This window comes from Mesorhizobium sp. P2_D6, assembly GCF_056404315.1.
Genome location: NZ_JBFUEG010000019.1, coordinates 26,367 through 46,682 on the forward strand (window position 1 = coordinate 26,367; position 20,316 = coordinate 46,682).

23 protein-coding genes are annotated in these 20,316 nt (G+C 63.7%); 8 read left to right on the forward strand and 15 right to left on the reverse strand.

Annotated features, from left to right (window positions below):
• Positions 1 to 3 precede the first annotated feature (3 nt).
• Genes AC1D1L_RS27990 through AC1D1L_RS28005 form a run of 4 tightly spaced genes read left to right on the forward strand, consistent with a single transcriptional unit; the run spans position 4 to position 2,730 of the window.
• On the forward strand, positions 4 to 708 hold the full coding sequence (locus tag AC1D1L_RS27990; RefSeq protein WP_112560229.1) for a Tim44/TimA family putative adaptor protein: 705 nt from the start codon (positions 4 to 6) through the stop codon (positions 706 to 708).
• Between the two features lie 24 nt (positions 709 to 732).
• Complete coding sequence (gene mltA / locus AC1D1L_RS27995; RefSeq protein ID WP_477344482.1) at positions 733 to 1,833, forward strand: murein transglycosylase A; 1,101 nt, start codon at positions 733 to 735, stop codon at positions 1,831 to 1,833.
• Complete coding sequence (locus AC1D1L_RS28000; protein ID WP_477344483.1) at positions 1,830 to 2,348, forward strand: Smr/MutS family protein; 519 nt, start codon at positions 1,830 to 1,832, stop codon at positions 2,346 to 2,348. The genes mltA and AC1D1L_RS28000 overlap by 4 nt, the downstream gene beginning before the upstream one ends.
• Before the next feature lie 13 nt (positions 2,349 to 2,361).
• The gene (locus tag AC1D1L_RS28005) at positions 2,362 to 2,730 is read left to right on the forward strand and encodes a helix-turn-helix domain-containing protein (RefSeq protein WP_477344485.1); all 369 of its coding nucleotides are present in this window, start codon (positions 2,362 to 2,364) and stop codon (positions 2,728 to 2,730) included.
• Positions 2,731 to 2,753: 23 nt separating this feature from the next.
• On the opposite strand, the gene AC1D1L_RS28010 is transcribed toward AC1D1L_RS28005, so the two are convergent.
• The 4 genes from AC1D1L_RS28010 to AC1D1L_RS28025 form a co-directional block, all read right to left on the reverse strand.
• Positions 2,754 to 2,978 carry a hypothetical protein gene (locus tag AC1D1L_RS28010; protein WP_477344487.1) on the reverse strand — a complete coding sequence of 75 codons (225 nt, stop codon included), beginning with the start codon at positions 2,976 to 2,978 and terminating at the stop codon, positions 2,754 to 2,756.
• A gap of 362 nt (positions 2,979 to 3,340) precedes the next feature.
• Positions 3,341 to 3,958: a transglutaminase-like cysteine peptidase gene (locus AC1D1L_RS28015; protein ID WP_192251892.1), complete on the reverse strand. Its 618-nt coding sequence runs from the start codon at positions 3,956 to 3,958 to the stop codon at positions 3,341 to 3,343.
• Between the two features lie 192 nt (positions 3,959 to 4,150).
• Complete coding sequence (locus AC1D1L_RS28020) at positions 4,151 to 5,428, reverse strand: polyhydroxyalkanoate depolymerase (protein WP_477344488.1); 1,278 nt, start codon at positions 5,426 to 5,428, stop codon at positions 4,151 to 4,153.
• 251 nt (positions 5,429 to 5,679) lie between these two features.
• Positions 5,680 to 5,985 (reverse strand): septal ring lytic transglycosylase RlpA family protein, encoded by a 306-nt coding sequence (locus tag AC1D1L_RS28025; protein WP_477344562.1) that lies wholly within the window; start codon positions 5,983 to 5,985, stop codon positions 5,680 to 5,682.
• Positions 5,986 to 6,340: 355 nt separating this feature from the next.
• On the opposite strand from AC1D1L_RS28025, the gene AC1D1L_RS28030 reads away from it, so the two are divergent.
• Positions 6,341 to 6,526 carry a hypothetical protein gene (locus AC1D1L_RS28030; protein WP_162711955.1) on the forward strand — a complete coding sequence of 62 codons (186 nt, stop codon included), beginning with the start codon at positions 6,341 to 6,343 and terminating at the stop codon, positions 6,524 to 6,526.
• A 33-nt stretch (positions 6,527 to 6,559) separates the two neighbouring features.
• Here the strand turns inward: AC1D1L_RS28030 and AC1D1L_RS28035 are convergent, their stop codons facing one another.
• From AC1D1L_RS28035 to tauA, 8 genes are all read right to left on the reverse strand, one after another.
• Positions 6,560 to 7,363 (reverse strand): ATP-binding cassette domain-containing protein, encoded by an 804-nt coding sequence (locus tag AC1D1L_RS28035; protein ID WP_477344490.1) that lies wholly within the window; start codon positions 7,361 to 7,363, stop codon positions 6,560 to 6,562.
• A gap of 7 nt (positions 7,364 to 7,370) precedes the next feature.
• Positions 7,371 to 8,147 carry an ABC transporter permease subunit gene (locus AC1D1L_RS28040; RefSeq protein WP_477344491.1) on the reverse strand — a complete coding sequence of 259 codons (777 nt, stop codon included), beginning with the start codon at positions 8,145 to 8,147 and terminating at the stop codon, positions 7,371 to 7,373.
• Positions 8,144 to 9,313 carry an FMNH2-dependent alkanesulfonate monooxygenase gene (gene ssuD / locus AC1D1L_RS28045; RefSeq protein ID WP_477344492.1) on the reverse strand — a complete coding sequence of 390 codons (1,170 nt, stop codon included), beginning with the start codon at positions 9,311 to 9,313 and terminating at the stop codon, positions 8,144 to 8,146. Before ssuD ends, AC1D1L_RS28040 begins: the two co-directional genes overlap by 4 nt.
• A gap of 68 nt (positions 9,314 to 9,381) precedes the next feature.
• A complete protein-coding gene (locus tag AC1D1L_RS28050; RefSeq protein WP_477344493.1) occupies positions 9,382 to 10,335 on the reverse strand; it encodes a sulfonate ABC transporter substrate-binding protein in 954 nt (317 codons plus the stop codon).
• 333 nt (positions 10,336 to 10,668) lie between these two features.
• A complete protein-coding gene (locus AC1D1L_RS28055; RefSeq protein ID WP_352583113.1) occupies positions 10,669 to 10,851 on the reverse strand; it encodes a hypothetical protein in 183 nt (60 codons plus the stop codon).
• 80 nt (positions 10,852 to 10,931) lie between these two features.
• Positions 10,932 to 11,792, reverse strand: coding sequence for an ABC transporter permease subunit (locus AC1D1L_RS28060; RefSeq protein WP_477344494.1), 861 nt, complete (start codon positions 11,790 to 11,792; stop codon positions 10,932 to 10,934).
• A complete protein-coding gene (locus AC1D1L_RS28065; protein WP_477344496.1) occupies positions 11,789 to 12,556 on the reverse strand; it encodes a taurine ABC transporter ATP-binding protein in 768 nt (255 codons plus the stop codon). The genes AC1D1L_RS28060 and AC1D1L_RS28065 overlap by 4 nt, the downstream gene beginning before the upstream one ends.
• 188 nt (positions 12,557 to 12,744) lie before the next feature.
• Positions 12,745 to 13,758 (reverse strand): taurine ABC transporter substrate-binding protein, encoded by a 1,014-nt coding sequence (gene tauA, locus AC1D1L_RS28070; RefSeq protein ID WP_477344498.1) that lies wholly within the window; start codon positions 13,756 to 13,758, stop codon positions 12,745 to 12,747.
• 324 nt (positions 13,759 to 14,082) lie between these two features.
• Here tauA and AC1D1L_RS28075 point away from each other — a divergent pair, with 324 nt between their 5' ends.
• Positions 14,083 to 14,505, forward strand: a complete 423-nt coding sequence (locus AC1D1L_RS28075; RefSeq protein WP_477344500.1) for a hypothetical protein — start codon at positions 14,083 to 14,085, stop codon at positions 14,503 to 14,505.
• Between the two features lie 121 nt (positions 14,506 to 14,626).
• Here the strand turns inward: AC1D1L_RS28075 and AC1D1L_RS28080 are convergent, their stop codons facing one another.
• Positions 14,627 to 15,745: a helix-turn-helix transcriptional regulator gene (locus AC1D1L_RS28080; RefSeq protein WP_477344502.1), complete on the reverse strand. Its 1,119-nt coding sequence runs from the start codon at positions 15,743 to 15,745 to the stop codon at positions 14,627 to 14,629.
• A 121-nt stretch (positions 15,746 to 15,866) separates the two neighbouring features.
• Positions 15,867 to 17,024, reverse strand: a complete 1,158-nt coding sequence (locus AC1D1L_RS28085; protein ID WP_477344504.1) for a helix-turn-helix transcriptional regulator — start codon at positions 17,022 to 17,024, stop codon at positions 15,867 to 15,869.
• Between the two features lie 398 nt (positions 17,025 to 17,422).
• Between AC1D1L_RS28085 and AC1D1L_RS28090 the strand changes: the two genes are divergently transcribed.
• The gene (locus AC1D1L_RS28090) at positions 17,423 to 18,796 is read left to right on the forward strand and encodes a YadA-like family protein (protein ID WP_477344563.1); all 1,374 of its coding nucleotides are present in this window, start codon (positions 17,423 to 17,425) and stop codon (positions 18,794 to 18,796) included.
• A gap of 207 nt (positions 18,797 to 19,003) precedes the next feature.
• Positions 19,004 to 19,558 (forward strand): hypothetical protein, encoded by a 555-nt coding sequence (locus tag AC1D1L_RS28095; RefSeq protein ID WP_477344506.1) that lies wholly within the window; start codon positions 19,004 to 19,006, stop codon positions 19,556 to 19,558.
• Between the two features lie 85 nt (positions 19,559 to 19,643).
• Here the strand turns inward: AC1D1L_RS28095 and AC1D1L_RS28100 are convergent, their stop codons facing one another.
• Positions 19,644 to 20,288: a LysE family translocator gene (locus AC1D1L_RS28100; RefSeq protein ID WP_477344507.1), complete on the reverse strand. Its 645-nt coding sequence runs from the start codon at positions 20,286 to 20,288 to the stop codon at positions 19,644 to 19,646.
• Between the last annotated feature and the right edge of the window lie 28 nt (positions 20,289 to 20,316).

The window sequence follows — 20,316 nt, forward strand, 5'->3', positions numbered from 1 at the left end:
GATATGGGATTCTTCGACTTCGGCACCATTTTCTTTCTGATTGCCGCAGTGGTGATCTTTTTCCAGCTGCGCAACGTGCTCGGCCGCCGCACGGGCAGCGAACGCCCGCCCTTCGATCCTTACACGGCCAGCCGCAACGACAAGGACGCGACCCAAAAGCCCGAAAATGTGGTTTCACTGCCGCGCAAGCGCCTGCCGGGCGAGACGGCTGCCGAGACCTATGCGGCCATCGACGCTTTCGCCAAGCCCGACACCGATCTGAACAAAGGCCTGCGCACGATCAAGGATAATGATCCGTCCTTCGACCCGAAGGGTTTCGTCGACGGCGCCAAGATGGCCTATGAGATGATCGTCATGGCCTATGCCGATGGCGACCGCAAAACGCTGAAGAACCTTTTGTCGCGTGAGGTATTTGACGGTTTCGTCGCCGCAATAGGCGACCGCGAGGCGAAAGCCGAAAAGATCCAGTCCTCCTTCGTCGGCATCGACAAGGCCGACATCGTCTCGGCCGAGATGAAGGGTGGCGAGGCCCATATCACGCTGCGCATCGTCAGCGAGCTGATTTCGGCGACCCGCGACAAGGCGGGTGCTGTCATCGATGGCGATCCCGAGACGGTGGCCGAGGTCAAGGATGTCTGGACCTTTGCCCGCGACACACGTTCGCGCGATCCGAACTGGAAGCTGGTCGCCACCGAGGAAGAAGACTGAATCCCGGACATTGGCGGGGCCACGGTGTCGCTATCGTCCCTTTTCGTCGAGAAATCCTTTGGTGATCTTCCCGGCTGGGCTGCGGACGATCACCTTGCCGCCTTCGAAGCCTTCCGCCGTTCGGCCTTTCATGTCCTGACCAAGCCTTATCGCACCGGTTCGCTCGGTGTCCGGTTCGACGCCTTCGCCGGCGCCTATGACGAGGCGCGTTCCGTTTCGCCGGCGAATCGGTCGGCGGCCAAGGGTTTCTTCGAGCGTCATTTCGTTCCAGCCAAGGTTCAGGCTGAAAGTGCGGGTCTGGTCACCGGCTTCTACGAGCCGGAGGTCGAGGCCTCGCCGGTGCGCACCGATCAATTCACGGTGCCGCTTTTGGCGCGGCCGGCCGATCTCGTCGACATCGACGGCGCCAACCGTCGCGAGGGCATGGACGAGAATCTGGTCTTCGCCCGTGAGACGCCGCAGGGGCCGGTAGAGTATTTCGACCGCAGCCAGATCGAGCGCGGCGCGCTGGCCGGCAAAGGCCTGGAAATCGCCTGGCTTGCAGAAAAAGTCGATGCGTTCTTCATCCATGTGCAGGGCGCCGCCAGACTGAAGATGACCGACGGCCGGCTCTGCCGCGTCACCTATGCCGCCAAATCCGGCCAGCGTTTTACGGGGCCAGGCAAGATCCTCGCCGATCTCGGCGAGATCCCGCTCGAAAAAGTGACCATGCAGTCGATCCGTGCCTGGTTCAGGGCGCATCCCGACCGCATCGACGAGATCCTCTGGCAGAACCGCTCCTACATCTTCTTTCGAGAAGCGGATGTCGATGATGCAGCACTCGGTCCGATCGCCGCCGCCAAGGTGCCGCTGACACCGGGCCGTTCGCTTGCCATCGACCGGCTGCTGCACACATTCGGCACGCCCTTTTACATCGACGCGCCGACGCTGACAGCATTCGACAAAAAGCCGTTCCGGCGGCTGATGATCGCCCAGGACACCGGTTCGGCCATCACCGGGCCCGCGCGCGGCGATCTCTTTGCAGGTTCCGGCGACGCCGCCGGCGAAATCGCCGGGGTCGTGCGCAACGAGGCAGACTTCTATGCGCTGGTTCCAAGAGCTCTCGTTTCGGGGACGAATCGATGAGCCGACGTCCCGACAAGCTCAGTGAAGACGACCGGGTGTTGTGGAACCTGGTGGCGCGCACGGCGCGGCCATTGAAGGGCAGGATGGCGGTCGACATTCCCGACATCGTCGTCGACCCGAAGCCGGCACAGACGCCGTCGGCCGTCGGCCCGGTCGTCGCCGCCAAGCCGAAGGCGCAACATGTTTCGCATGCGCTGGACGAGCCGACGCTGGACAAGCTGAAGAAAGGCCGGTTGCCGATCGAGGGCCGCGTCGATTTGCACGGCATGACGCAGGACGAGGCCTATTCGCTGCTGTTTTCGTTCCTGCACCGGGCCCATGCCGGCGGCATCCGCTATGTCCTGATCATTACGGGAAAAGGGTCGTCGTCGGGCGGCGACGGCGTCTTGCGCCGCGCCGTGCCTGCCTGGCTGTCGACACCCGCTTTCCGGCCGCTGGTCTCCAGCCATGACCACGCCGCCCGCAACCATGGCGGTTCGGGCGCGCTCTATGTGCGGCTCAGGCGGCTGCGCTGATGGGGTGGGTCCGATGACGCCATTCGGCGAAAAACTGCGGGCGCTTCGAGCCGAGCGCGGCGTTCGCCAGAAAGACATGGCGCAGGCGATCGGTGTTTCCGCCGCCTATCTGTCGGCACTGGAACATGGCCGCCGTGGTGCGCCGACCTGGACGTTGATCCAGAAGATCATCGGCTATTTCAACGTTATCTGGGACGATGCCGAGGAGCTGGCGCGGCTGGCCGAGGCCTCGCACCCGCGCGTAAAACTCGATACGTCGGGGCTCTGCCCAGCCGCGACGGAACTTGCCAATCTGCTGGCCGAGAACATCGAGAAGCTGGACGAAGCCGAGCTTCGCCGCATCACCGCCTCGATCCGGGCGGCGCTTGGACAAACTGGATAGGCGATCGCCGGCGAGACGTTGCATCACTTCTTGCCGGCGGTGCTACCCCGGCCGCCATTGTCGTGATGGTCGCGGCCATGGCCCTCGTGGCCAAGGCAATCTGCAGTGCCGGCGCTGCAGCAACGGCCAGCCCACCAGTCGTTACTCTTGGTGTCGGAGCAGGTGATGGTCTGATCGGCCAAGGCCGACCCGGCCAGGGACGACACCGCGACGGCGGCAAGGAAGGTGTTACGCAGAAAAGCAGTCATTTGAAGTCTCCTTGGTTGGGTTCTGGTTACGGCTGTGTGTCGCCGGCGGAGACGGTTTGGTTCATGGTGACTGTGAAATTTTTTTTGGAGGCGGTTCGGGCGCGCGCTGGCGCTGCCCCTCATCCGCCTGCCGGCACCTTCTCCCCGTATAGTGACGGGGAGAAGGGAGATAAGCTGCGGCGACAGCGCCTACTGCAGCGTTTATAATTGGCGAAATCATCGATGACAGCGTTCTTTCTCCCCGTCACTATACGGGGAGAAATGCCCGGCAGGGGCAATGAGGGACAGCGCTGACCTAAGGCTATTTGGTGATAGCTACCACCACCACGAAGCTATTCGCCGTAGCGTGCTTCAAGACGTATTTACTGGACCGCGCCGACCAGCACCTGCTGGCCACCGCGGATCGAGACCCAGCGGCCGGTGTTGTCGATCGCCTGCCGCTTGAGGAAGCGGTAGCCGGTGGCGTCCCAGATCTTCACCTTGTCGGTGAGATTGTCGAGGACGTAGTCGCCCTTGTCGGTGCGCACCGTCAGCACCGCATGCCCTTCGCCGTCCGGCTTGCGCACGACGGTGATCAGGAGATCGGCCAGCGACACGCCCGAGCGGGAGAGCTGGCGGCGCTTCTCCAGCACATAGTCCTCGCAATCGCCGACGCCCTTGTCGGGATAGGCCCAGACTTCGTCCTTGCCGTAAATGTCGTAATCGCTCATCGGCTTGACGGTGGCGTTGACCCTGGATGTCACGCTGATCAGCTTGCGCATGAAGGCGTCGGTCATCGCAGCCGGGTTGAGATTGCTTGGCCGGATCGAGCATTCTCCCGGATTGGACTTGCAGAAATCATAATGGCCGATCGGCTGCGAGGTCATGCCGCCGGTCGCCATGGCGCCGCCCGCCGAAGCCGGCGCCGCCCAGCATCCCAAAACCGCCAGCCCTGTTGCCGCACACAAGCGCAGCGTCCGTGCCATCGCTGAGGAAGTCATTGTCCCCGTTCGCCCTTGTTGTTAACGAAAGGTTAAAGGGGATTTACAGTCCGTGTCAATTATGGGGGGAGCTAGATTCTCCGGCATGGTTACCCGCGCCCGCCCGACAGCGTCTATTGTGCAACAGAACGCCTCTGGCGTGCGAAGTCGCCCCGCTTCTGCAGGCAATGCACGCCACAGCTGTATCGAGCCTCAACCTTTGGCGGAGCGGACCAGCCTCGGCTTGACCGCAACGCGGTTCTGGCGGCCGTAGCTGGTGATGAAATCGACAATACGCGGCACGATTTCCGAACGGAACCGCGAGCCGTTGAAGACGCCGTAATGGCCGACGGCCGGCTGCATGTAGTGGGCATGCCGGTCGGCCGGGATGTTGGGGCAGAGGTCGTGCGCGGCCTGGGTCTGGCCGAGACCGGAAATGTCGTCGTTCTCGCCCTCGACCGTGAACAGCGCGACGTTGCGGATCGCCTCGGTGTCGACCACCTCGCCGCGATGCATCATCTCGCCCTTGGGCAGCGCATGGCGCACGAACACCGTGTCGACGGTCTGCAGATAGAACTCCGCCGTCAGGTCCATCACCGCCAGATATTCGTCGTAGAAATCGCGGTGCTTCTCGGCATTGTCGCCGTCATGCTTGACCAGGTGCATGAAGAAGTCCTTGTGGGCGATGATGTGGCGGTCGAGGTTCATGCTCATGAAGCCCGACAGCTGCAGGAAGCCCGGATAGACCTCGCGGCCGAAGCCCGGCACCGGCCAGGGCGCGTTCATGATGACATTGTCGCGGAACCAGTCGATGCCCTTTTCCTTGGCCAGGAGGTTGACCGCGGTCGGGTTGCGGCGGGTATCGATCGGCCCGCCCATCAGTGTCATGGTCGAGGGCACGAAGGGATCGCCGCGTTTTTCCATCAGCGCCACCGCCGCCAGCACCGGCACCGAAGGCTGGCACACCGCCATGACATGGGTGTCGGGCCCCAGCGCATGCAGCATGTCGATGATGTAGTCGATGTAGTCGTCGAGGTCGAAATGGCCGTCGGTCAACGGCACCATGCGGGCATCGACCCAGTCGGTGATGTGAACGTCGGCATAGGGCAGCATTGCCTCGACCGTGCCGCGCAGCAACGTCGCATAATGGCCCGACATCGGCGCCACGATCAGAAGCTTGGGGTCGGCCTTGCGCCCGGCAGGCACCGATCGTTCGAAACGGGTGAGGTTGCAGAACGGCCGCGACCACACCGTCTTTTCGCTGACCTCGACGCTTTTCCAGTCGACCACGGTCTTGGTCAGCTCGAAATGCGGCTTGCTGTAGCGGCGCGTCGTGCGCTCGAAGAGTTCGGCGGTTGCAGCCACCGAGCGGCCCCAGTGTGTGTGCGAAAACGGGTTGAGCGGGTTGGTGTAGAACAGCCGCACCGCATCGGCATAAAGCCGCGCGGGCTGAATGGCGGCATGGTTCATTTCGTAGAGCTGGTAGAACATCAGGTACTCCGCAGCTGCCGTGATCGAAGGGACGACGAGCAGCGCCGAGCCTTGAATGTCTCGCGCGGAGGTTAACAAGATATTGCTGCGATGCAATACGTCACGTGGCGTGACATATCCCATTCTTTGGTCCAAGGCCTTGAGAATCCGCTTCGAACGGGACCAGCCGGCTCAATGTGCAGCTGCGAAAGCGCGGCCGTCTGATATAGAGAGCAGATGCGTCCGGCCCGAATGGGCCGGACTTGGACAGATCAGACGCGAGCCACGCAGACGGAGGTATGGCCGGAGCCGATGAAGCCGAGCTGGCCGGCGGCGCCCTTCGACAGGTCAAGCATGCGGCCCTTGATGAACGGGCCGCGGTCGTTGATGCGCACGATGACGCTGCGGCCATTGTTCTGGTTGGTCACCTTCAGCCTGGTGCCGAAGGGCAGGCTGCGATGCGCGGCGGTCATTGCCGACGGGTTCATGCGCTCGCCATTGGCGGTTCTGGAGTGCAGAGCGTACCAGGAAGCACGGCCGCATTGGCCGGCGGCGGAAGAGGCGGTTACGCCGACCATCAGGCCAGCCGCGATCGTTACCGCGACAAGCGCGGTCTGGTTCTTCTTGTTCACTTGGGAGGCTCCTTTTACAGACCTCAGCCGGTAAGTGCTGAATAAGGCAGGAAATGCGGCAAGTATCTGGCGGTTCCGTGGCGCTGGCACACGTTTGGAGTCACTGGGAAACAGTTTGTCAGGGGTTTTTCGCGATGCGCCGGGGTATTTCAGGCGGCTTTCGGGGCGATCTTGCAGATACCTTCAGCAAGATAAGGCGTTATTATACAAGTAAAAACACGCGCGACTGGACCTCTTCCTTTCGCTCTTTCATCACGGCCATGGCGCAGTTGACAATCGACTTGGGAAAGGAATCTCGGCGATGAGACTGTTCAGATATCTGCTGGCCCTGATTGTATTGGCCATAGGCGCGCTGTGGTCGCTGCAAGGCCTCGGCGTGGTCGGCGGCAGCTTCATGACCGGCCAGTCGCAATGGCTTTATATCGGCATCGTCACCATGCTGGTCGGCCTGCTCGGCCTCGGCTGGGCGAGCCGCTCGCGCGGCTGAGTGGGCGGCCGCCGGCCGGTCCTGGTCAAGGAACTACCCGAACAGCTGGTCCAGAATCCTGCCTTCCAGGCGGGCAAGCTCGACCGAGCCGCGCCGGCGCGGCCGCGCCACCGCCACGTCGAGATCGAGCGCGATCCGCCCCTCGTCGATCACCACCACCCGGTCGGCCAGCGCAACCGCTTCGGCGACGTCATGGGTGACCAGCACGGCGGTGAATTTCTGCTCCAGCCAGATGCGTTCCAGAAGCTGCTGCATTTCGATTCGGGTCAGCGCATCGAGCGCGCCGAGCGGCTCGTCCAGCGCCAGGATGCGCGGCTGGCCGATCAGTGCGCGCGCCAGCGCCACGCGCTGTTTCTGGCCGCCTGAGAGCACCGAGGGCCATTCGTCGGCGCGGTCGGCAAGGCCGACTTCACCCAGAATAGCGTGCGCGCGCCGCCGGGCTTCCGCACCAGCGGCAAGGCCGGTCAGCCCGACCTCGACGTTTTTCACCACGCTGGCCCAGGGCAACAGCCGCGGCTCCTGGAACATGAAGCGGCTCTCTTCCCCGGCGCCGGCTTTCGCCTCCGGCCCGAATGTCAGGGATCCGCCCGTCGGCCGGTCGAGCCCGGCCAGCAGTCGCAAAAGCGTGCTCTTGCCGCAGCCGCTCTTGCCGATCACGGCCATGAACTGTCCGACCGGCACGTCGAGATCGATGCCGTCGAGCACGATTTTGTCGCCGAAGCGCTTCTCAACGCCCTTGAAGGCAAAGGCGCGCGGGCTTTCGATCGCTTGCGCCGGCCCGGACGGCTCCGGCGCGGCGACAAAGGAGCGGACGGCGGCGAGGCTGGCGGCGGGCATCGATACCTCAGGCGTTCTGGAAGGCGGGGTGCCAACCGAGCGACAGCCGCTCGAGCAGGCGGGCAAGGCTGTCGGCAAGCTTGCCGAGCAGCGCATAGATCAATATCGACAGCACGACGACATCGATGAGCAGGAATTCGCGCGCCTGCATGGCCATGTAGCCGAGACCGGAACTGGCCGAAATGGTTTCGGCGACGATCAGCGTTAGCCACATAATACCAAGCGCATAGCGCAGGCCGACGAAGATCGCCGGCAGCGCGCCGGGCAGGATCACCTGAAAGAACAGCGCGCGGCGGTCCATGCCGTAGACCCGGCCCATCTCGACCAGCTGCGGGTCGACGCTCTGGATGCCGAGCAGCGTGTTGACGTAGATCGGGAAGAACACGCCGAGCGCTACCAGGAAGAGTTTGGCTTCCTCGTCGATGCCGAACCACAGGATGACCAGCGGGATCAGCGCCAGATGCGGGATGTTGCGGATCATCTGCAGCGTCGTGTCGGTCAGGCCGCGGCTCAGCGCCGACAGCCCGTTGGCGAGGCCAAGCGCAAAGCCAATCGAGCCGCCGACGGCAAAGCCGGCCAGCGCTCGCAGCGTGCTGACGCCGATGTTCTGGATCAGCTCGCCCGACAGCGTCAGCCGCCAGAACGCCTCAGCCACGGCGCTCGGCGCCGGCAGCACATTGGCCGGCATGACGCCCGCGCGGGAGGCCACCTCCCAACCAACGATCACCAGCCCCGGCAGCAGCCAGCCGATGCCGTTCTGTTTGACCCGCTGAGCCAGACTCATGACGAAGCCTGCAGGCGGTTGGCGCCGTGGAAGCCGACCGCAAATTCGTTGGCGATGTTCTCATGCGCTCGCGCTCGTTTGGTGCCGAGGCCAAGGCGCGGGAACAAAAGCTCGGCGACGCGGTAGGCTTCTTCCAGATGCGGGTAGCCGGAGCCGATTATGGTATCTATGCCGATCGCCTGGTACTCGCGGATGCGCTCGACGATCTGCTCCGGCGAGCCCACCAGCGCGGTGCCGGCGCCGCCGCGCACCAGGCCGACGCCGGCCCACAGATTGGGCGCAACCACCAGCTTGTCGCGGCGGCCGCCATGCAGTTCGGCCATGCGCCGCTGGCCGACGGAATCCATCTCCTTGGTAAAGCGCGCCTGGGCGTTTTCGATCTGCGCATCGGTGACATGGCTGATCAGCCGGTCGGCGGCGCGCCAGGCTTCTTCCTCGGTTTCGCGGACGATGAAATGCAGCCTTATACCGAAACGCAGTTTTCGGCCGCGCCGTTCGGCCTTGTTGCGCGCGGCAGCGAGCTTCTCTGCGACCTGCGCCGGCGGCTCGCCCCAGGTCAGGTACATGTCGACGAGATCGGCGGCGAGCTCCTGGCCAGCTTCGGACGAGCCGCCGAAATAGAGCGGCGGCCGTTCCTGGCTCGGCAGAAGGTCGAGGCGGCCATTGTCGACGCGGTAATATTTGCCGTTGAAATTGACGCTCTGACCCGACACCAGCGCGCGCCAGATGGTCAGGAATTCCTGCGCCTGGGCATAGCGCTCGTCATGCGGCAGGAAGACGCCGTCGCCGGCAAGTTCGGTCGGATTGCCGCCGACCACGACATTGAGCAACAGCCGGCCATTGCTTAAGCGATCGAGCGCCGCGGTCTGGCGCGCCGCGAAGGTCGGCAGCGTGACGCCGGGCCGCAGCGCCACCAGGAATTTGAGCTTTTCGGTCAGCGCCGCAAGGCCAGAGGCGGTGATCCAGGAATCCTCGCAATTCTGCCCGGTCGGCAGCAGCACGCCGGGAAAGCCGAGCCGGTCGACGGCCTGGGCGATTTCCTTGAAGTAGGCGAATTCCGGCGGGCGCTGCTGCTGCTCGGAGCCGAGGTAGGACCCGTCGCCATGTGTCGGAATAAACCAGAAGAACTCGAGCGGCCTGGCTTGCGGAGCGGCTGGAGCGGTCATGGCGAAATCCTCAAAGCGGAAACGGCAAAAGGCGCCGGACGTTTCCGCCCGGCGCCGCGCGAGAAAGATCAATTGCCCGGTGCGGTCCAAACGGCGTCGGAGATGCGCACCGCATTCGGGATCAGCTTGAGCTTGTAGAAGCGGTCGGCGGTCGCCTGCTGGCCGGGGATGATCTGGTCGCTGATCGGGAAGATGCCGAATTTGCTGCGGTTGGCGGCGATGGTCTGTGCGTCGAGCGGCACGCCGGTCACCTCATGCAGGGCCGCGGCCACCTTGTCGCGGTTTGCGTCCGCCCATTTTGCAGCCTCGCTGAGTGCCGCGATCGTCGTGGTAACGACTTCAGGATGCGCCTTGGCGAAATCCTTGTTGCCGAGAATATAGCTGTTGACCTTGAGCACGTCACTGGACCGCGCCAGCACACGCGGCTGGTAACGTGTTTCGGCGATGGCGAAGAACGGATCCCACACCGCCCAGGCGTCGATCTGGTCGCTGGCAAAAGCGGCGGCGGCGTCTGCCGGGCTGAGATAGACCGGCGTGATCTGATCGAAGCCGACGCCCGCTTTTTCCAGCGCAGCGACGAGAAGATTATGAGCGCTGGTGCCCTTGCCGACGCCGACGCGTTTGCCCTTGAGGTCAGCGACCGACTGGATAGGGGAAGCCGGCTTGACGAAGATCGCCTCGCCATCGCCATTGGAAGGCATCGCTGCGACATAGACGATGTTGGCCCCGGCCGATTGTCCGAAGATCGGTGGCGCGTCACCGGTGTAACCGACATCGATAGCGCCGACATTGAGCGCTTCGACCAGCGGCGGACCGGCTGTGAATTCGACCCATTTCACCGCGACACCCTTGTCGCTCAGCGCCTTCTCGACCACCTGCTGCTGCCGGGCGATGACCGGCAGGCCGGTCTTCTGGTAGCCGATGTTGAGCTGCTTCAGCTCCTGCGCTGAAGCACTGAGCGACAAGGCGACGCTCGCCGCCAAAAGACCGAGGCCGAAAACGCGTCTGGTCAGGCTGAACATGATCCCTCTCCTTCGCTTGCGAACCGGCGTCGGGAAGGCTCCCCGCCGTTGGATGAGGGCTAAGGCTAGGTAGTTCTATAAATTTAGTAGAGGAATGGAGTTGCGAGTTGGCTGCTAGACGTGGAAAGATTTTCTGCGGTCGAGCGGAGACAGCCGGTGCCAGCCTCTTTCTCCCCGTTCACGGGGAGAAATGCCCGGCAGGGCAATGAGGGGCGGCGCTAACATTTGCGCCTGCGGCGAAACTATTACCCCCAGACTGGCGCTGCCCCTCACCTGCCTGCCGGCATCCTCTCCCCGTATAGAGACGGGGAGAGGGACGCTAATCGCCACCCCTCACTGCGACCAGTACTGCCAGGCCCAGTAAAACCCTTCGTCGCGCGGCGGCAGGCGGTCGCGCTCGGCGTCGAGTTGCACCGGCGCCGGCGATTTCGGCTGCGGCTGTGGCAATTGGTTATCTCGCCAGGCGAGCAGCCAGTTGCCGAGATGGGCGAACAGCACGGCGGTGGATTGGGTCATGTCATCACTCCTTCTGTTCCGGGATCGGTGGTCCCCGCGCTGCGAAGGGAAGCAGCCGGCCAAACGGGCGGGCCCTGTTGTCATTCGCGTCCCGCCCACGGAACCAGCTGGCGCTCGATCCGGCGGATGATGAATTCCAGGACGAAGGCTATTGTCGCGATCACCAGAATGCCCATCACCACGACATCGGTGACCAGGAACTGGGCGGCCGACTGGATCATGAAGCCAAGACCGCGCGTCGCCGCCACCAGCTCGGCCGCGACCAGCGTCGACCAGCCGGCGCCGAGCGCAATGCGCAGGCCGGTCAGGATCGAAGGCAGCGCGCTGGGCAGGATGACATGGCGCACGACCTGGCGCTGGGTCGCGCCGAGGGAACGCGCCGCATTGATGCGCTCCTGCGAGACGCCGCGCACGCCAGAAGCCGTCGACAGCGCCACCGGCGCCAGCATGGCAATGGCGATGACCAGGATCTTTGACGGCTCGCCGATGCCGAACCAGATGATGACCAGCGGCAGATAGGCGAGCGGCGGGATCGGCCGCAGAAATTCGAGCAGCGGATCGAAGATGCCGCGCCCGACCGTCGAAATGCCAATGGCCAGACCAACCGGCACGCCGATGACGATGGCCGCAACCAGCGCTGCGAACACACGGCCCAAGCTGGCGACGATATGCTGAAGCAGCGTGGCGTCGACGAAGCCGTCGCGGGCGACGACAATGAATTTGGTCCACACGGCGGCGGGCGAGGGCAAAAACACCGGCGACACCAGCTGCAGGCGGACCGACAGCGCCCAGGCCGCCAGCACGACCAGAATGGTAACGGCGCTGACCGCGCGGGAAGAGATCCAGCTGCGTTCAGGCCGCGGCCGCGACCACGGCACCGAGATGGTATCGGTTTCGCCGGCCTTGATGGTCGGCCGCTCATTGTACGAGGTGACGCTCATGCCGCCTCTCCTTCGAAGATTGCATCGGTCAGTTCGCCGCGCGCCGCGGCAAAGGCAGGGTCGGCCTTGATGGAGCGGATGGGCTCGCCTGAGGCATAGCGCCGGCTGAAGCCGGTCTCGAATGTCCGCACCACATGGCCAGGTCCCGGCGCCAGCACGACAATGCTTGTGGCCAGCACCAGCGCCTCTTCGATGCCGTGCGTGACCATGAGCACGCCGACCTGGGCGGCTGTCCACAAATCGAGGAGCGTCGTCTGCATGCGTTCGCGCGTCAGCGCATCGAGCGCGCCGAGCGGTTCGTCGAGCAGCAGGAATTCCGGTTCGGCGGCGAGTGCACGGGCGAGGCCGACGCGCTGGCGCATGCCGCCGGACAATTCCCAGATGTGCTTGTCGCCGACGCCCTCGAGTTTCACCAGCTTGAGCAGTTCGTCGGCACGGCGTCCTCGCTCCGCCTGCGGCACGCCGCGCAGACGTAGCGCAAAGGCGACGTTTTCGCGTGTCGTCAGCCAGGGAAACAAAGCATCGTTCTGGAACACCACGGCGCGGTCTGGGCCTGGGCCGGTGATCGGTGAGCCGCCGATGGTGGCTACACCACGCGCGGGCTCGACCAGGCCGGCGGCGACATTGAGCAGCGAGGTCTTGCCGCAACCGGAGCGGCCGACCAGCACGACGAAATCGCCCTTGGCGACATCGATCGACACCCGCTCGACGGCAGGCTGGCCGTCATAGTGAACCGAGACCTTGTCTAGGACGAGATGGGGCATGGAAGACGCTCCGAAAGAGATCAGCCTGCCCCGAAACCGCTCCTCGTTAAGCGGTTCCGGGACAGGCAACACGCGGCGTCAGGGAAGAGAAACCGCGCGTGTTCAGAGCAATTCCAGGAAAAGTGTGAAGCGGTTTTCCCGGGAAAAGCGCCTCGCGCTTTCCCTTTGGAATTGCGTGAAAACGAAAATCAGTTCGAAGCCAAGGCCTCGGTGACGTATTTCGACGATACATATTTCGAATAGTCGGACAGTACGGCGTCGATCTTGCCCTGCTCCTTGAGGAAGGCCGACGCCGCCTCGATCGCCTTGACCGTGCCGTCGCCGAGGAATTTGTCGGAAGCCTGCTCTTCCAGCGTCGGGAAAACGTAGCCCTTGAGCAGCTGCGGCACTTCTTCCAGCTTGGCGCCGGTGATCTTGGCGATCTTGGCCGCTTGCGGCGAAGACACCGACCAGGCGTCCGGCTTGGCCAGGAACGCGGCATAGGATTCGCCGGTCACCTTGACGAAGTCGCGCACGGCTTCCGGGTTCTTCTCGGCAAAGTCGGTGCGCACGATCCAGGCGTCGAAGGTCGGCGCGCCCCAGGCGGCGACCTGCGAAGAGTCCAGCACTACCTTGCCTGTCGTCTTGATCTGGCCGAGCGCTGGATCCCAGACATAGGCGGCGTCGATGTCGCCGCGGGCGAAGGCGGCGGCGATTTCCGGCGGCCTGAGATTGAGGATCTCGACCGATTTCGGATCGACGTTTTCATGCTTCAGCGCCGCAAGCAGGCTGTAATGCGTGGTCGACACGAACGGCACCGCCACCTTCTTGCCGGCGAGGTCGGCGATCTTCTCGATGCCGGAGCCGTTGCGGGCAACCAGCGCCTCGGATTCGCCGATCAGGCCGACGACGAAGATGGTCTGGATCGGCAGTTCGCGGCTGGCGGCTGCCGCCAGCGGGCTTGAGCCGACATAGCCGATATCGACCGAACCGGAGGCAACGGCGGCGATGACATCGGCGCCGGAATCGAATTTGCGCCAGTCGATCGTGGCCTTGGTCGCCTTTTCATAGGCGCCGTCGGCCTGCGCTACTTTCGAAGGTTCGACCACCGTCTGGTAGCCGATGGTGATGTTGAGGTCCTGCGCCTGGGCCGGGCCGAGGAAGGCCGCACCCGCCAAGGCTGCCGACGACAGAAGGATAATGCGTCGCGAAATGCTGGACATGAAAGGCTCCATGAAATGAGAAAAACCGGATGCCGTTCATAGTCAGCTAATTCTATCGTTCTTGTAGAGTTAAATCCTTCCAAGGAAGACAGGCTTGTTGGAAAAAAGTCACCGGCGGTGCGGTGGCGAAGCGGATAGGACGGCTGTGGCCCGCACCATCGTTACATCGCGGGCACGGCTCCGGGCGGCCAAATCAGCGAGTCCGATCCGCCGATGTCCACCGAACGGTGGACGACGCGAAATCCCTTTCATGGTGGTCTGCTGTCTACCTCTGTCCCCGATCCAATGGCAGAGCGTTGGTGTCCGTACAGAAAAGGGTGGATAATGCCGATAAAAAATTTCACGCTTGAGCTTGCACCTGATTCAAATGGAGGTTTAGTAGCAATATGCGAACTAGATGGTGGAGGATGTGTAGTAATAACTCGCGCATCTTATGAAAGGGAAAATCAACGCGTGAGAAAAGACGTTGATTATTTCGTTTCCCCAGACGCACATGGTGCGCTGTTTGCCAAAGATCTGGCGGAATTGACAGAGAGCATCAACGAATTATTTCGAAAAACACAAGAGAATAGATCAGACAAGAACTCGAAGCTAGGAATAATATACACGCCGCGAGGTTGGATGCCAATCTGGAAATATGAAAACTCGGATAACGCTCCACATCATAGGACAGAGCAAAGAATACCCTACGATTCACTGAGCAATGAAGAAAAAGAAAAACTCTTTTGGCTTGGGAAGCCCGAATAACTACAGTGCGCTCGAACGACTGCCGGTTGAAATGAACCCGCGCGACGGGGCCGTTTGAGGTGTCCTGTCGATTGGAACCCGACCGCGTCGAGCCTCTTTGACAGGCTGGACTACTTGTAGGTCAGACCATGCCAGCCACGGGCGACGCGAGCGACGCGGCGAGCTGAACCAGCTCGGCCTGCCGCCGTACGCCGGTCTTCTCGAACAGCCGCAGCAGATGCGTCCTGACCGTGCTGCGGCCGATGTCGAGAGCATCGGACGTCTCTTCCACGGTGCGACCGGCTGCGATCTGCTCGAAGACACGCGCCTCGGCCGGCGTCAGGCCGAACAATGCCGCGACCAGCGCGGTCGGCGCGACAAAGGGTGTATCCGCCCGCGCCACGAACACCGCCGCCACGACGCTGGCATCGAATGCCCCGCGCCCCGGCCGCAGCGGCAGGACATGCAAGGCACCGGCCGAGCCGTCCCGCCAGCGTATCGGAACCCCCAGCCCTTTGCGGTCGATCGCACTCTCGTCCTGCGCCGCCTGCGACACCGCGACGGCCAGCGCGCTGGACACGGCGGCGATGCTGGCGCTGAGAACCCCGTTGCGGATGTTCAGCAGCTCGCCCCCGGCGACAATCGCATGCGCTGCTGGATTGGCATGCACGACATGCAGATCGGCGGTAACGAGCAAGATCGGCGCCGTCAGCGTGTCGAGTACCGTCTGGAAGGTCGAGCGAGCGATCGCCGCCATGTCCAGCAGCCGGTTGATCGTCGCGGCGCGCTGGAGGTGCGGGATCAACAATCGGGCGGCCTCGATCTCATATTCACCGATCGGCTCCGCGCTCTCGTGACGGCCAAGGCCCAGCGAGCCAAAACCACGCTCGTCGCGAGCGAGCCCCAGCCCCATGACATCGACCAACCCCCGCGGTTTGGCCCACTCCAGCGAGTAGCGGTTCGTCGCACTTGCCTCTGGATTGACGCGGCTCATCACCGCAGGCTGATCCAGCGGCAGCGCCAGCAGCACCGCCAGCCCACCCCACTGGTCGATAATGTCAACGGCGTAGTCCGCGATCCGGTCGACGTAGTCCTGCGGCATGTTGCTGGTCACGTTGAGCAGCACTTCGCCCGACGGCAACGCTTGCAGGTTGAGGGCTGCGTTCTCGAAATCGAGCGCGATGCGGATCTCGTCAATGGCGACGGCCCAGCGCGAGGGATCGATCGCGGCGTCGTAGATCAGCCCGATCAGTTCGGACAACTGAGCCATCGAGAGAGCAGAACGCATAGTCACCACCCTTGCTGCACTGCAACAAACTGAACGCATGATCCGGATTGGGCAAGTCTCCAGCCGACGGAGATTGTCGCCCTCCCAAAGCCGGTCAGACGCTGGCGGCTACGGGCGACGCCAGCGACGCGGCGAGCTGAACCAGCTCGGCCTGTCGCCGCACGCCGGTCTTCTCGAACAGCCGCAGCAGATGCGTCCTGACCGTGCTGCGGCCGATGTCGAGAGCATCGGACGTCTCTTCCACGGTGCGACCGGCTGCGATCTGCTCGAAGACACGCGCCTCGGCCGGCGTCAGGCCGAACAGCGCCGCGACAAGTGCTGTCGGCGCGACAAAGGGTGTATCCGCTCGTGCGACAAACACCGCCGCGACCACGCTGGCATCGAACGCCCCGCGCCCCGGTCGCAGCGGTAGGACATGCAAGGCACCGGCCGAGCCGTCCCGCCAATGTATTGGAACTCCCAGCCCCTTGCGTCCGATGGCGCTCTCGTCCTGCGCTGCCTGGGACACCGCGACCGCCAACGCGCTGGACACGGCGGAAACGCTGGGGGTGAGAACCCCGTTGCGGATGTTCAGCAGCTCACCCCCGGCGACGAGCTCGTGCGCTGCCGGATTGGCATGCACGACTTGCAGATCGGCGGTGGTCAGGAAGATCGGCGCCGTCAGCGTGTCGAGCACCGTCTGGAAGGTCGACCGGGCAATCGCCGCCATGTCCAGCAGCCGGTTGATCGTCGCGGCGCGCTGGAGATGCGGGATCAACAATCGGGCGGCCTCGATCTGCAGATCGCTGATGGGAGGGGCATCGACATGGCGGCTGAAGGACAGCGAGCCGAGAGCACGCCCATCCCGAGCGAGCGGCAGTGCCAGGGAATCGATCATGCCTTGCGGTTTGCCGCACTCCACAAAATAGCGGTTCGTCGTGGTGTCGAGGTTGGGATTGAGCTGGCTCAACACCGCCGGCCGATCCATCGGCAGCGAGCCTACCACCGCCATGCCACCCCATAGCTCGACGATTTCAGCGCCGTAGCTGACCATCTGGTCGACATAGGGCTGCGGGATGTTGCTTGTTACGTTGACCAGCACCTCGCCCGACGGCAACGCTTGCAGACGGATGGCGGCGGTCGCGAAGCCAAGCGCGATGCGTATCTCCTCGATCGCGACGGGCCAGCGCGCGGGATCGATCGCGGCGTCGTAGATCAGCCCGATCAGTTCGGACAACTGGGCCATCGAGAAAGCAGAACGCATCGCCACCATCCTTGCCGCACGGCAACAAAATCTTTGCTGCACAGCAGCAAACTGAACGCATGATCCGGATTGGGCAAGCCCTGTCATCTCCCTAGGGAGATGGTGATCCGGCCTTTGGCGGTATCATTGGGCCTTGGTCGCCGCTATCCACCGAATGGTGGAAGACGCGGCATTTTCTTTGTGTTCGTTTGCGCCCGTCGGGTGCTGCGGTCCTGCGCGGAATTCGGAGGCATCGGTGTTTGCAAGACGGCAGCTGTTGGGGGACGACAGCACAAACCGTAGACTGCGCAAATGCCTGATCGTCAGCGCTGCCATGGCCGGAGCCTCTCCACCTGGCCTGGCTGTCGCGCGGGACCGTTCGCGCCGGCAGGTGTCGATTATTTGGCCATTAGGCGAGGGCTTTGAACGTGATTGCGGAAACGAGCGAACGGATGGGCGTGAGCGTATCGGAAGACGCCGCGGCCGGAACAAAAAGCAGAACAATTGCGATAAGGCGCCGAGTGCAAATGAGCTTGGGATCCGTCGCGACGATGGTTTTCGGTGGGCTGGCATCCTCCCAAGTGCCCGCTCTCGGGACAGCGGTGATGGTGGCGGTCGCGGCCACCGGCTTTGTCGCCTTCGCACCGGGCCCGGCGCGCGCGGCAGGAGTCATCTGCCAGGATTTCAATGGTGCGGATGGTGGAGCGGCTTTCGCCCAGACGTCATCCGGCGGCACGGCATGCGGAAGATCCGCCAATAGCAATGGCACTCTCTCGGTTGCGGTAGGCAATGGCGCGGGTGCTTTCGGTGACAACAGCGTGGCGCTCGGCGTCAACGCCGGCGCCGGTGGGCTTGTTTTTGACCCGAACGCGGGCGGTCTGACCACCGACTATAACAATGCCAATACAACGGCCATCGGCAACGGGGCCCAGGCCGGTGCCGGCGCGGTCGGCCAGGCCAATGCCACGGCCCTCGGTGCCGCGGCCGAGGCGAATGACGCGAACGCCACCGCCGTCGGCGCCGCGGCCCAAGCGAACGGCGGCAACGCCACGGCCCTTGGCAACGGGGCCAAGGCAAATGCCGTGAATGCAATTGCCCTCGGCGACGCTACGACGGCTAACTATGAAAACTCCATCGCCATCGGCGTGGGAACGACGACGACGCGCGACAACCAGGTCATGATTGGCGGTGGCCTCAGCACCTACACGCTGGCAGGCATCGCCCAGCAGCCGAGCAAGGCCGCGCAGGCCGGCCCCACCTATCTGGTGACGACCGACAGCGGCGGCAATCTGGCGGCGTCGACATTCGATGTCGCGACGCTTGCTAACCTGCCGGCACAGGTTGCCCAGAACAGCACCGACATCACCAATCTGACCGGCACGGTGAGCAGCCATACGACGGAACTCGCCGATCACGAAACGCGCATCACCAACAACACCACCGAGATCGCGGACCTCGACACGCGGGTAACGACCAACACCAGCAACATCACCCAGCTCGACGGCCGCGTCGGCGCGCTCGAGGCCGGCTTCCAAGGCCTGGGGGATCAGATCAGCGAAAACCGGACGGAAGCCCGTGCGGGCACGGCGCTGGCGCTGGCGACGGCGGGGCTGCGCTACGACGACAGGCCGGAAAAGCTGTCGCTGGCCGGCGGCTTTGGCTATTTCAAGGGACAATCGGGCTTGGCGCTTGGCCTCGGCTACAACACCAGCGAGGATTTCCGTCTCAACGCCGCTTTGTCCGCCACCACCAACCATGGCGATGTCGGCGTCAGCGTCGGGGCATCATGGACGCTGAATTGATGCCGGTAGGTATGATTCGGAGTGCGAGGGGGCTGGCTTGAAAAAGCCGCTGGCGGCCGCGTCCTTGGCCTGCGACGCGGCCGCCTGTCTCCCCTGCCAGGGCCAGATTTCGAATCGATCTTGAGAGTTCACATGAAGCACCCGCGATTTTCATCAACAAGGCGGGTGACGCGAATTGCCGTGACAGGCTTGTTATCGGCTGGCCTGATGACCGCATCCCCAAGCCTTGCGGAGGCGCAGACGAAAAAGACCGATAAGGGCGACAAGGTTCATGTGGCCCGTCCCGCCGACATTGACCGCAACGGCGTGCTGATCCTGATCCGCGGCACGCTGCTGGCGCTCGACCAGGCCAACAAGACTGGCAACTACACCGTGCTGCGCGATCTCGGTTCGCCAAGCTTCCAGGCCAACAGCGCGGCAGGGCTCGGCGACATCTTCGCCAACCAGCGCAAGCAGGCGCTCGACTTCGGCGCCGTTGCCGTGCTCGAGCCGCAACTGACCCTGCTGCCGCAGATCGAACCGAATGGCATGCTGCACATGGCTGGCTTCTTCCCGTCGGTGCCAATGCAGGTCAATTTCGAGCTTTTGTTCGAGCCGGCAAACCGGCTGTGGAAGATCTATGGGGTGTCGGTCAACCTCACCTCGGGAGCGCCGCAGGCGCCCGACACGCCCGTCGCCGAGCAGTCGAAGCCGGCCGATACCGGACCGCCGCCGGACGCGCCGTCGATTTCCGTGCAGCCGAAGAAGGCAACGAGACCTTGAAGCATGTCGCCTAAAAGCATGCCTACAGGCCCGACCAAAGAGTACGCGGCGGTTTTTGACGCAGCGACATAGCATTGTGCTGCCACTACGGCAGCAGTTCCAGGCGCAGGGCGCTTGCCAACAGCGACAGCGCGAAGACGAACAGGCCCGAACTGAAGACGAGATTGACGGTGCGCAGCCCTCGCGCGCTGAGCCGCTTTCGCAGATGATTGGTAGCCAGCGTCAGCGTTGTCCACCATGTCGCCGAGCCGAGCAGCACGCCGGCCGAGACAAGCGCCAGGCTTTCCCAGGACGGCATGCCGGCCCCCAGGATCCCCGGCGTGAGCGTGAGGAAGCCAAGCAACGTCATCGGGTTGCCCAGCGTCCAGATCAGCCCCGTCACATAGGCCCGGCTCGATGGCATGCGGCGCTGCAGGGCGGTGTCCAGCGACGGCGTCAGCCGCGCCGCCGTCACCGACATGTAGAGCAGGAACATGCCGGCGCAGAGTTGCAGCAGCATGTGCCAGCCCATCAGCATATGCGCCACCGCTCCGAGCCCGGCGGCGGCGATAGAGGCATAGAGAGAATGCGTGGTCGCCGCCCCATATCCTGTTGCCAGACCCGGTGCGATGCCTCCCGCGATCGTGCGCTGCACGCATAAAAGGCCGGTGGGACCGATAGGGGCCGCGACCGCGAACCCCAGCAAGGCGCCGCGCATCGCGCTGAGGAAAAGTTCGGTTGTCCCCGACATTCAGACGCATCTTTCGTTGGCCGCGCGT

What these genes read in the sequence shown, in the direction of transcription:
- AC1D1L_RS27990 (WP_112560229.1), top strand. Translation starts at nt 4, where the DNA reads ATGGGATTCTTCGACTTCGGCACCATTTTCTTTCTGATTGCCGCAGTG.
- AC1D1L_RS28000 (WP_477344483.1), top strand. Translation starts at nt 1,830, where the DNA reads ATGAGCCGACGTCCCGACAAGCTCAGTGAAGACGACCGGGTGTTGTGG.
- AC1D1L_RS28005 (WP_477344485.1), top strand. Translation starts at nt 2,362, where the DNA reads ATGACGCCATTCGGCGAAAAACTGCGGGCGCTTCGAGCCGAGCGCGGC.
- AC1D1L_RS28010 (WP_477344487.1), bottom strand. Translation starts at nt 2,978, where the DNA reads ATGACTGCTTTTCTGCGTAACACCTTCCTTGCCGCCGTCGCGGTGTCG.
- AC1D1L_RS28015 (WP_192251892.1), bottom strand. Translation starts at nt 3,958, where the DNA reads ATGACTTCCTCAGCGATGGCACGGACGCTGCGCTTGTGTGCGGCAACA.
- AC1D1L_RS28020 (WP_477344488.1), bottom strand. Translation starts at nt 5,428, where the DNA reads ATGTTCTACCAGCTCTACGAAATGAACCATGCCGCCATTCAGCCCGCG.
- AC1D1L_RS28025 (WP_477344562.1), bottom strand. Translation starts at nt 5,985, where the DNA reads ATGGTCGGCGTAACCGCCTCTTCCGCCGCCGGCCAATGCGGCCGTGCT.
- AC1D1L_RS28030 (WP_162711955.1), top strand. Translation starts at nt 6,341, where the DNA reads ATGAGACTGTTCAGATATCTGCTGGCCCTGATTGTATTGGCCATAGGC.
- AC1D1L_RS28035 (WP_477344490.1), bottom strand. Translation starts at nt 7,363, where the DNA reads ATGCCCGCCGCCAGCCTCGCCGCCGTCCGCTCCTTTGTCGCCGCGCCG.
- AC1D1L_RS28040 (WP_477344491.1), bottom strand. Translation starts at nt 8,147, where the DNA reads ATGAGTCTGGCTCAGCGGGTCAAACAGAACGGCATCGGCTGGCTGCTG.
- ssuD (WP_477344492.1), bottom strand. Translation starts at nt 9,313, where the DNA reads ATGACCGCTCCAGCCGCTCCGCAAGCCAGGCCGCTCGAGTTCTTCTGG.
- AC1D1L_RS28050 (WP_477344493.1), bottom strand. Translation starts at nt 10,335, where the DNA reads ATGTTCAGCCTGACCAGACGCGTTTTCGGCCTCGGTCTTTTGGCGGCG.
- AC1D1L_RS28055 (WP_352583113.1), bottom strand. Translation starts at nt 10,851, where the DNA reads ATGACCCAATCCACCGCCGTGCTGTTCGCCCATCTCGGCAACTGGCTG.
- AC1D1L_RS28060 (WP_477344494.1), bottom strand. Translation starts at nt 11,792, where the DNA reads ATGAGCGTCACCTCGTACAATGAGCGGCCGACCATCAAGGCCGGCGAA.
- AC1D1L_RS28065 (WP_477344496.1), bottom strand. Translation starts at nt 12,556, where the DNA reads ATGCCCCATCTCGTCCTAGACAAGGTCTCGGTTCACTATGACGGCCAG.
- tauA (WP_477344498.1), bottom strand. Translation starts at nt 13,758, where the DNA reads ATGTCCAGCATTTCGCGACGCATTATCCTTCTGTCGTCGGCAGCCTTG.
- AC1D1L_RS28075 (WP_477344500.1), top strand. Translation starts at nt 14,083, where the DNA reads ATGCCGATAAAAAATTTCACGCTTGAGCTTGCACCTGATTCAAATGGA.
- AC1D1L_RS28085 (WP_477344504.1), bottom strand. Translation starts at nt 17,024, where the DNA reads ATGGTGGCGATGCGTTCTGCTTTCTCGATGGCCCAGTTGTCCGAACTG.
- AC1D1L_RS28095 (WP_477344506.1), top strand. Translation starts at nt 19,004, where the DNA reads ATGACCGCATCCCCAAGCCTTGCGGAGGCGCAGACGAAAAAGACCGAT.
- AC1D1L_RS28100 (WP_477344507.1), bottom strand. Translation starts at nt 20,288, where the DNA reads ATGTCGGGGACAACCGAACTTTTCCTCAGCGCGATGCGCGGCGCCTTG.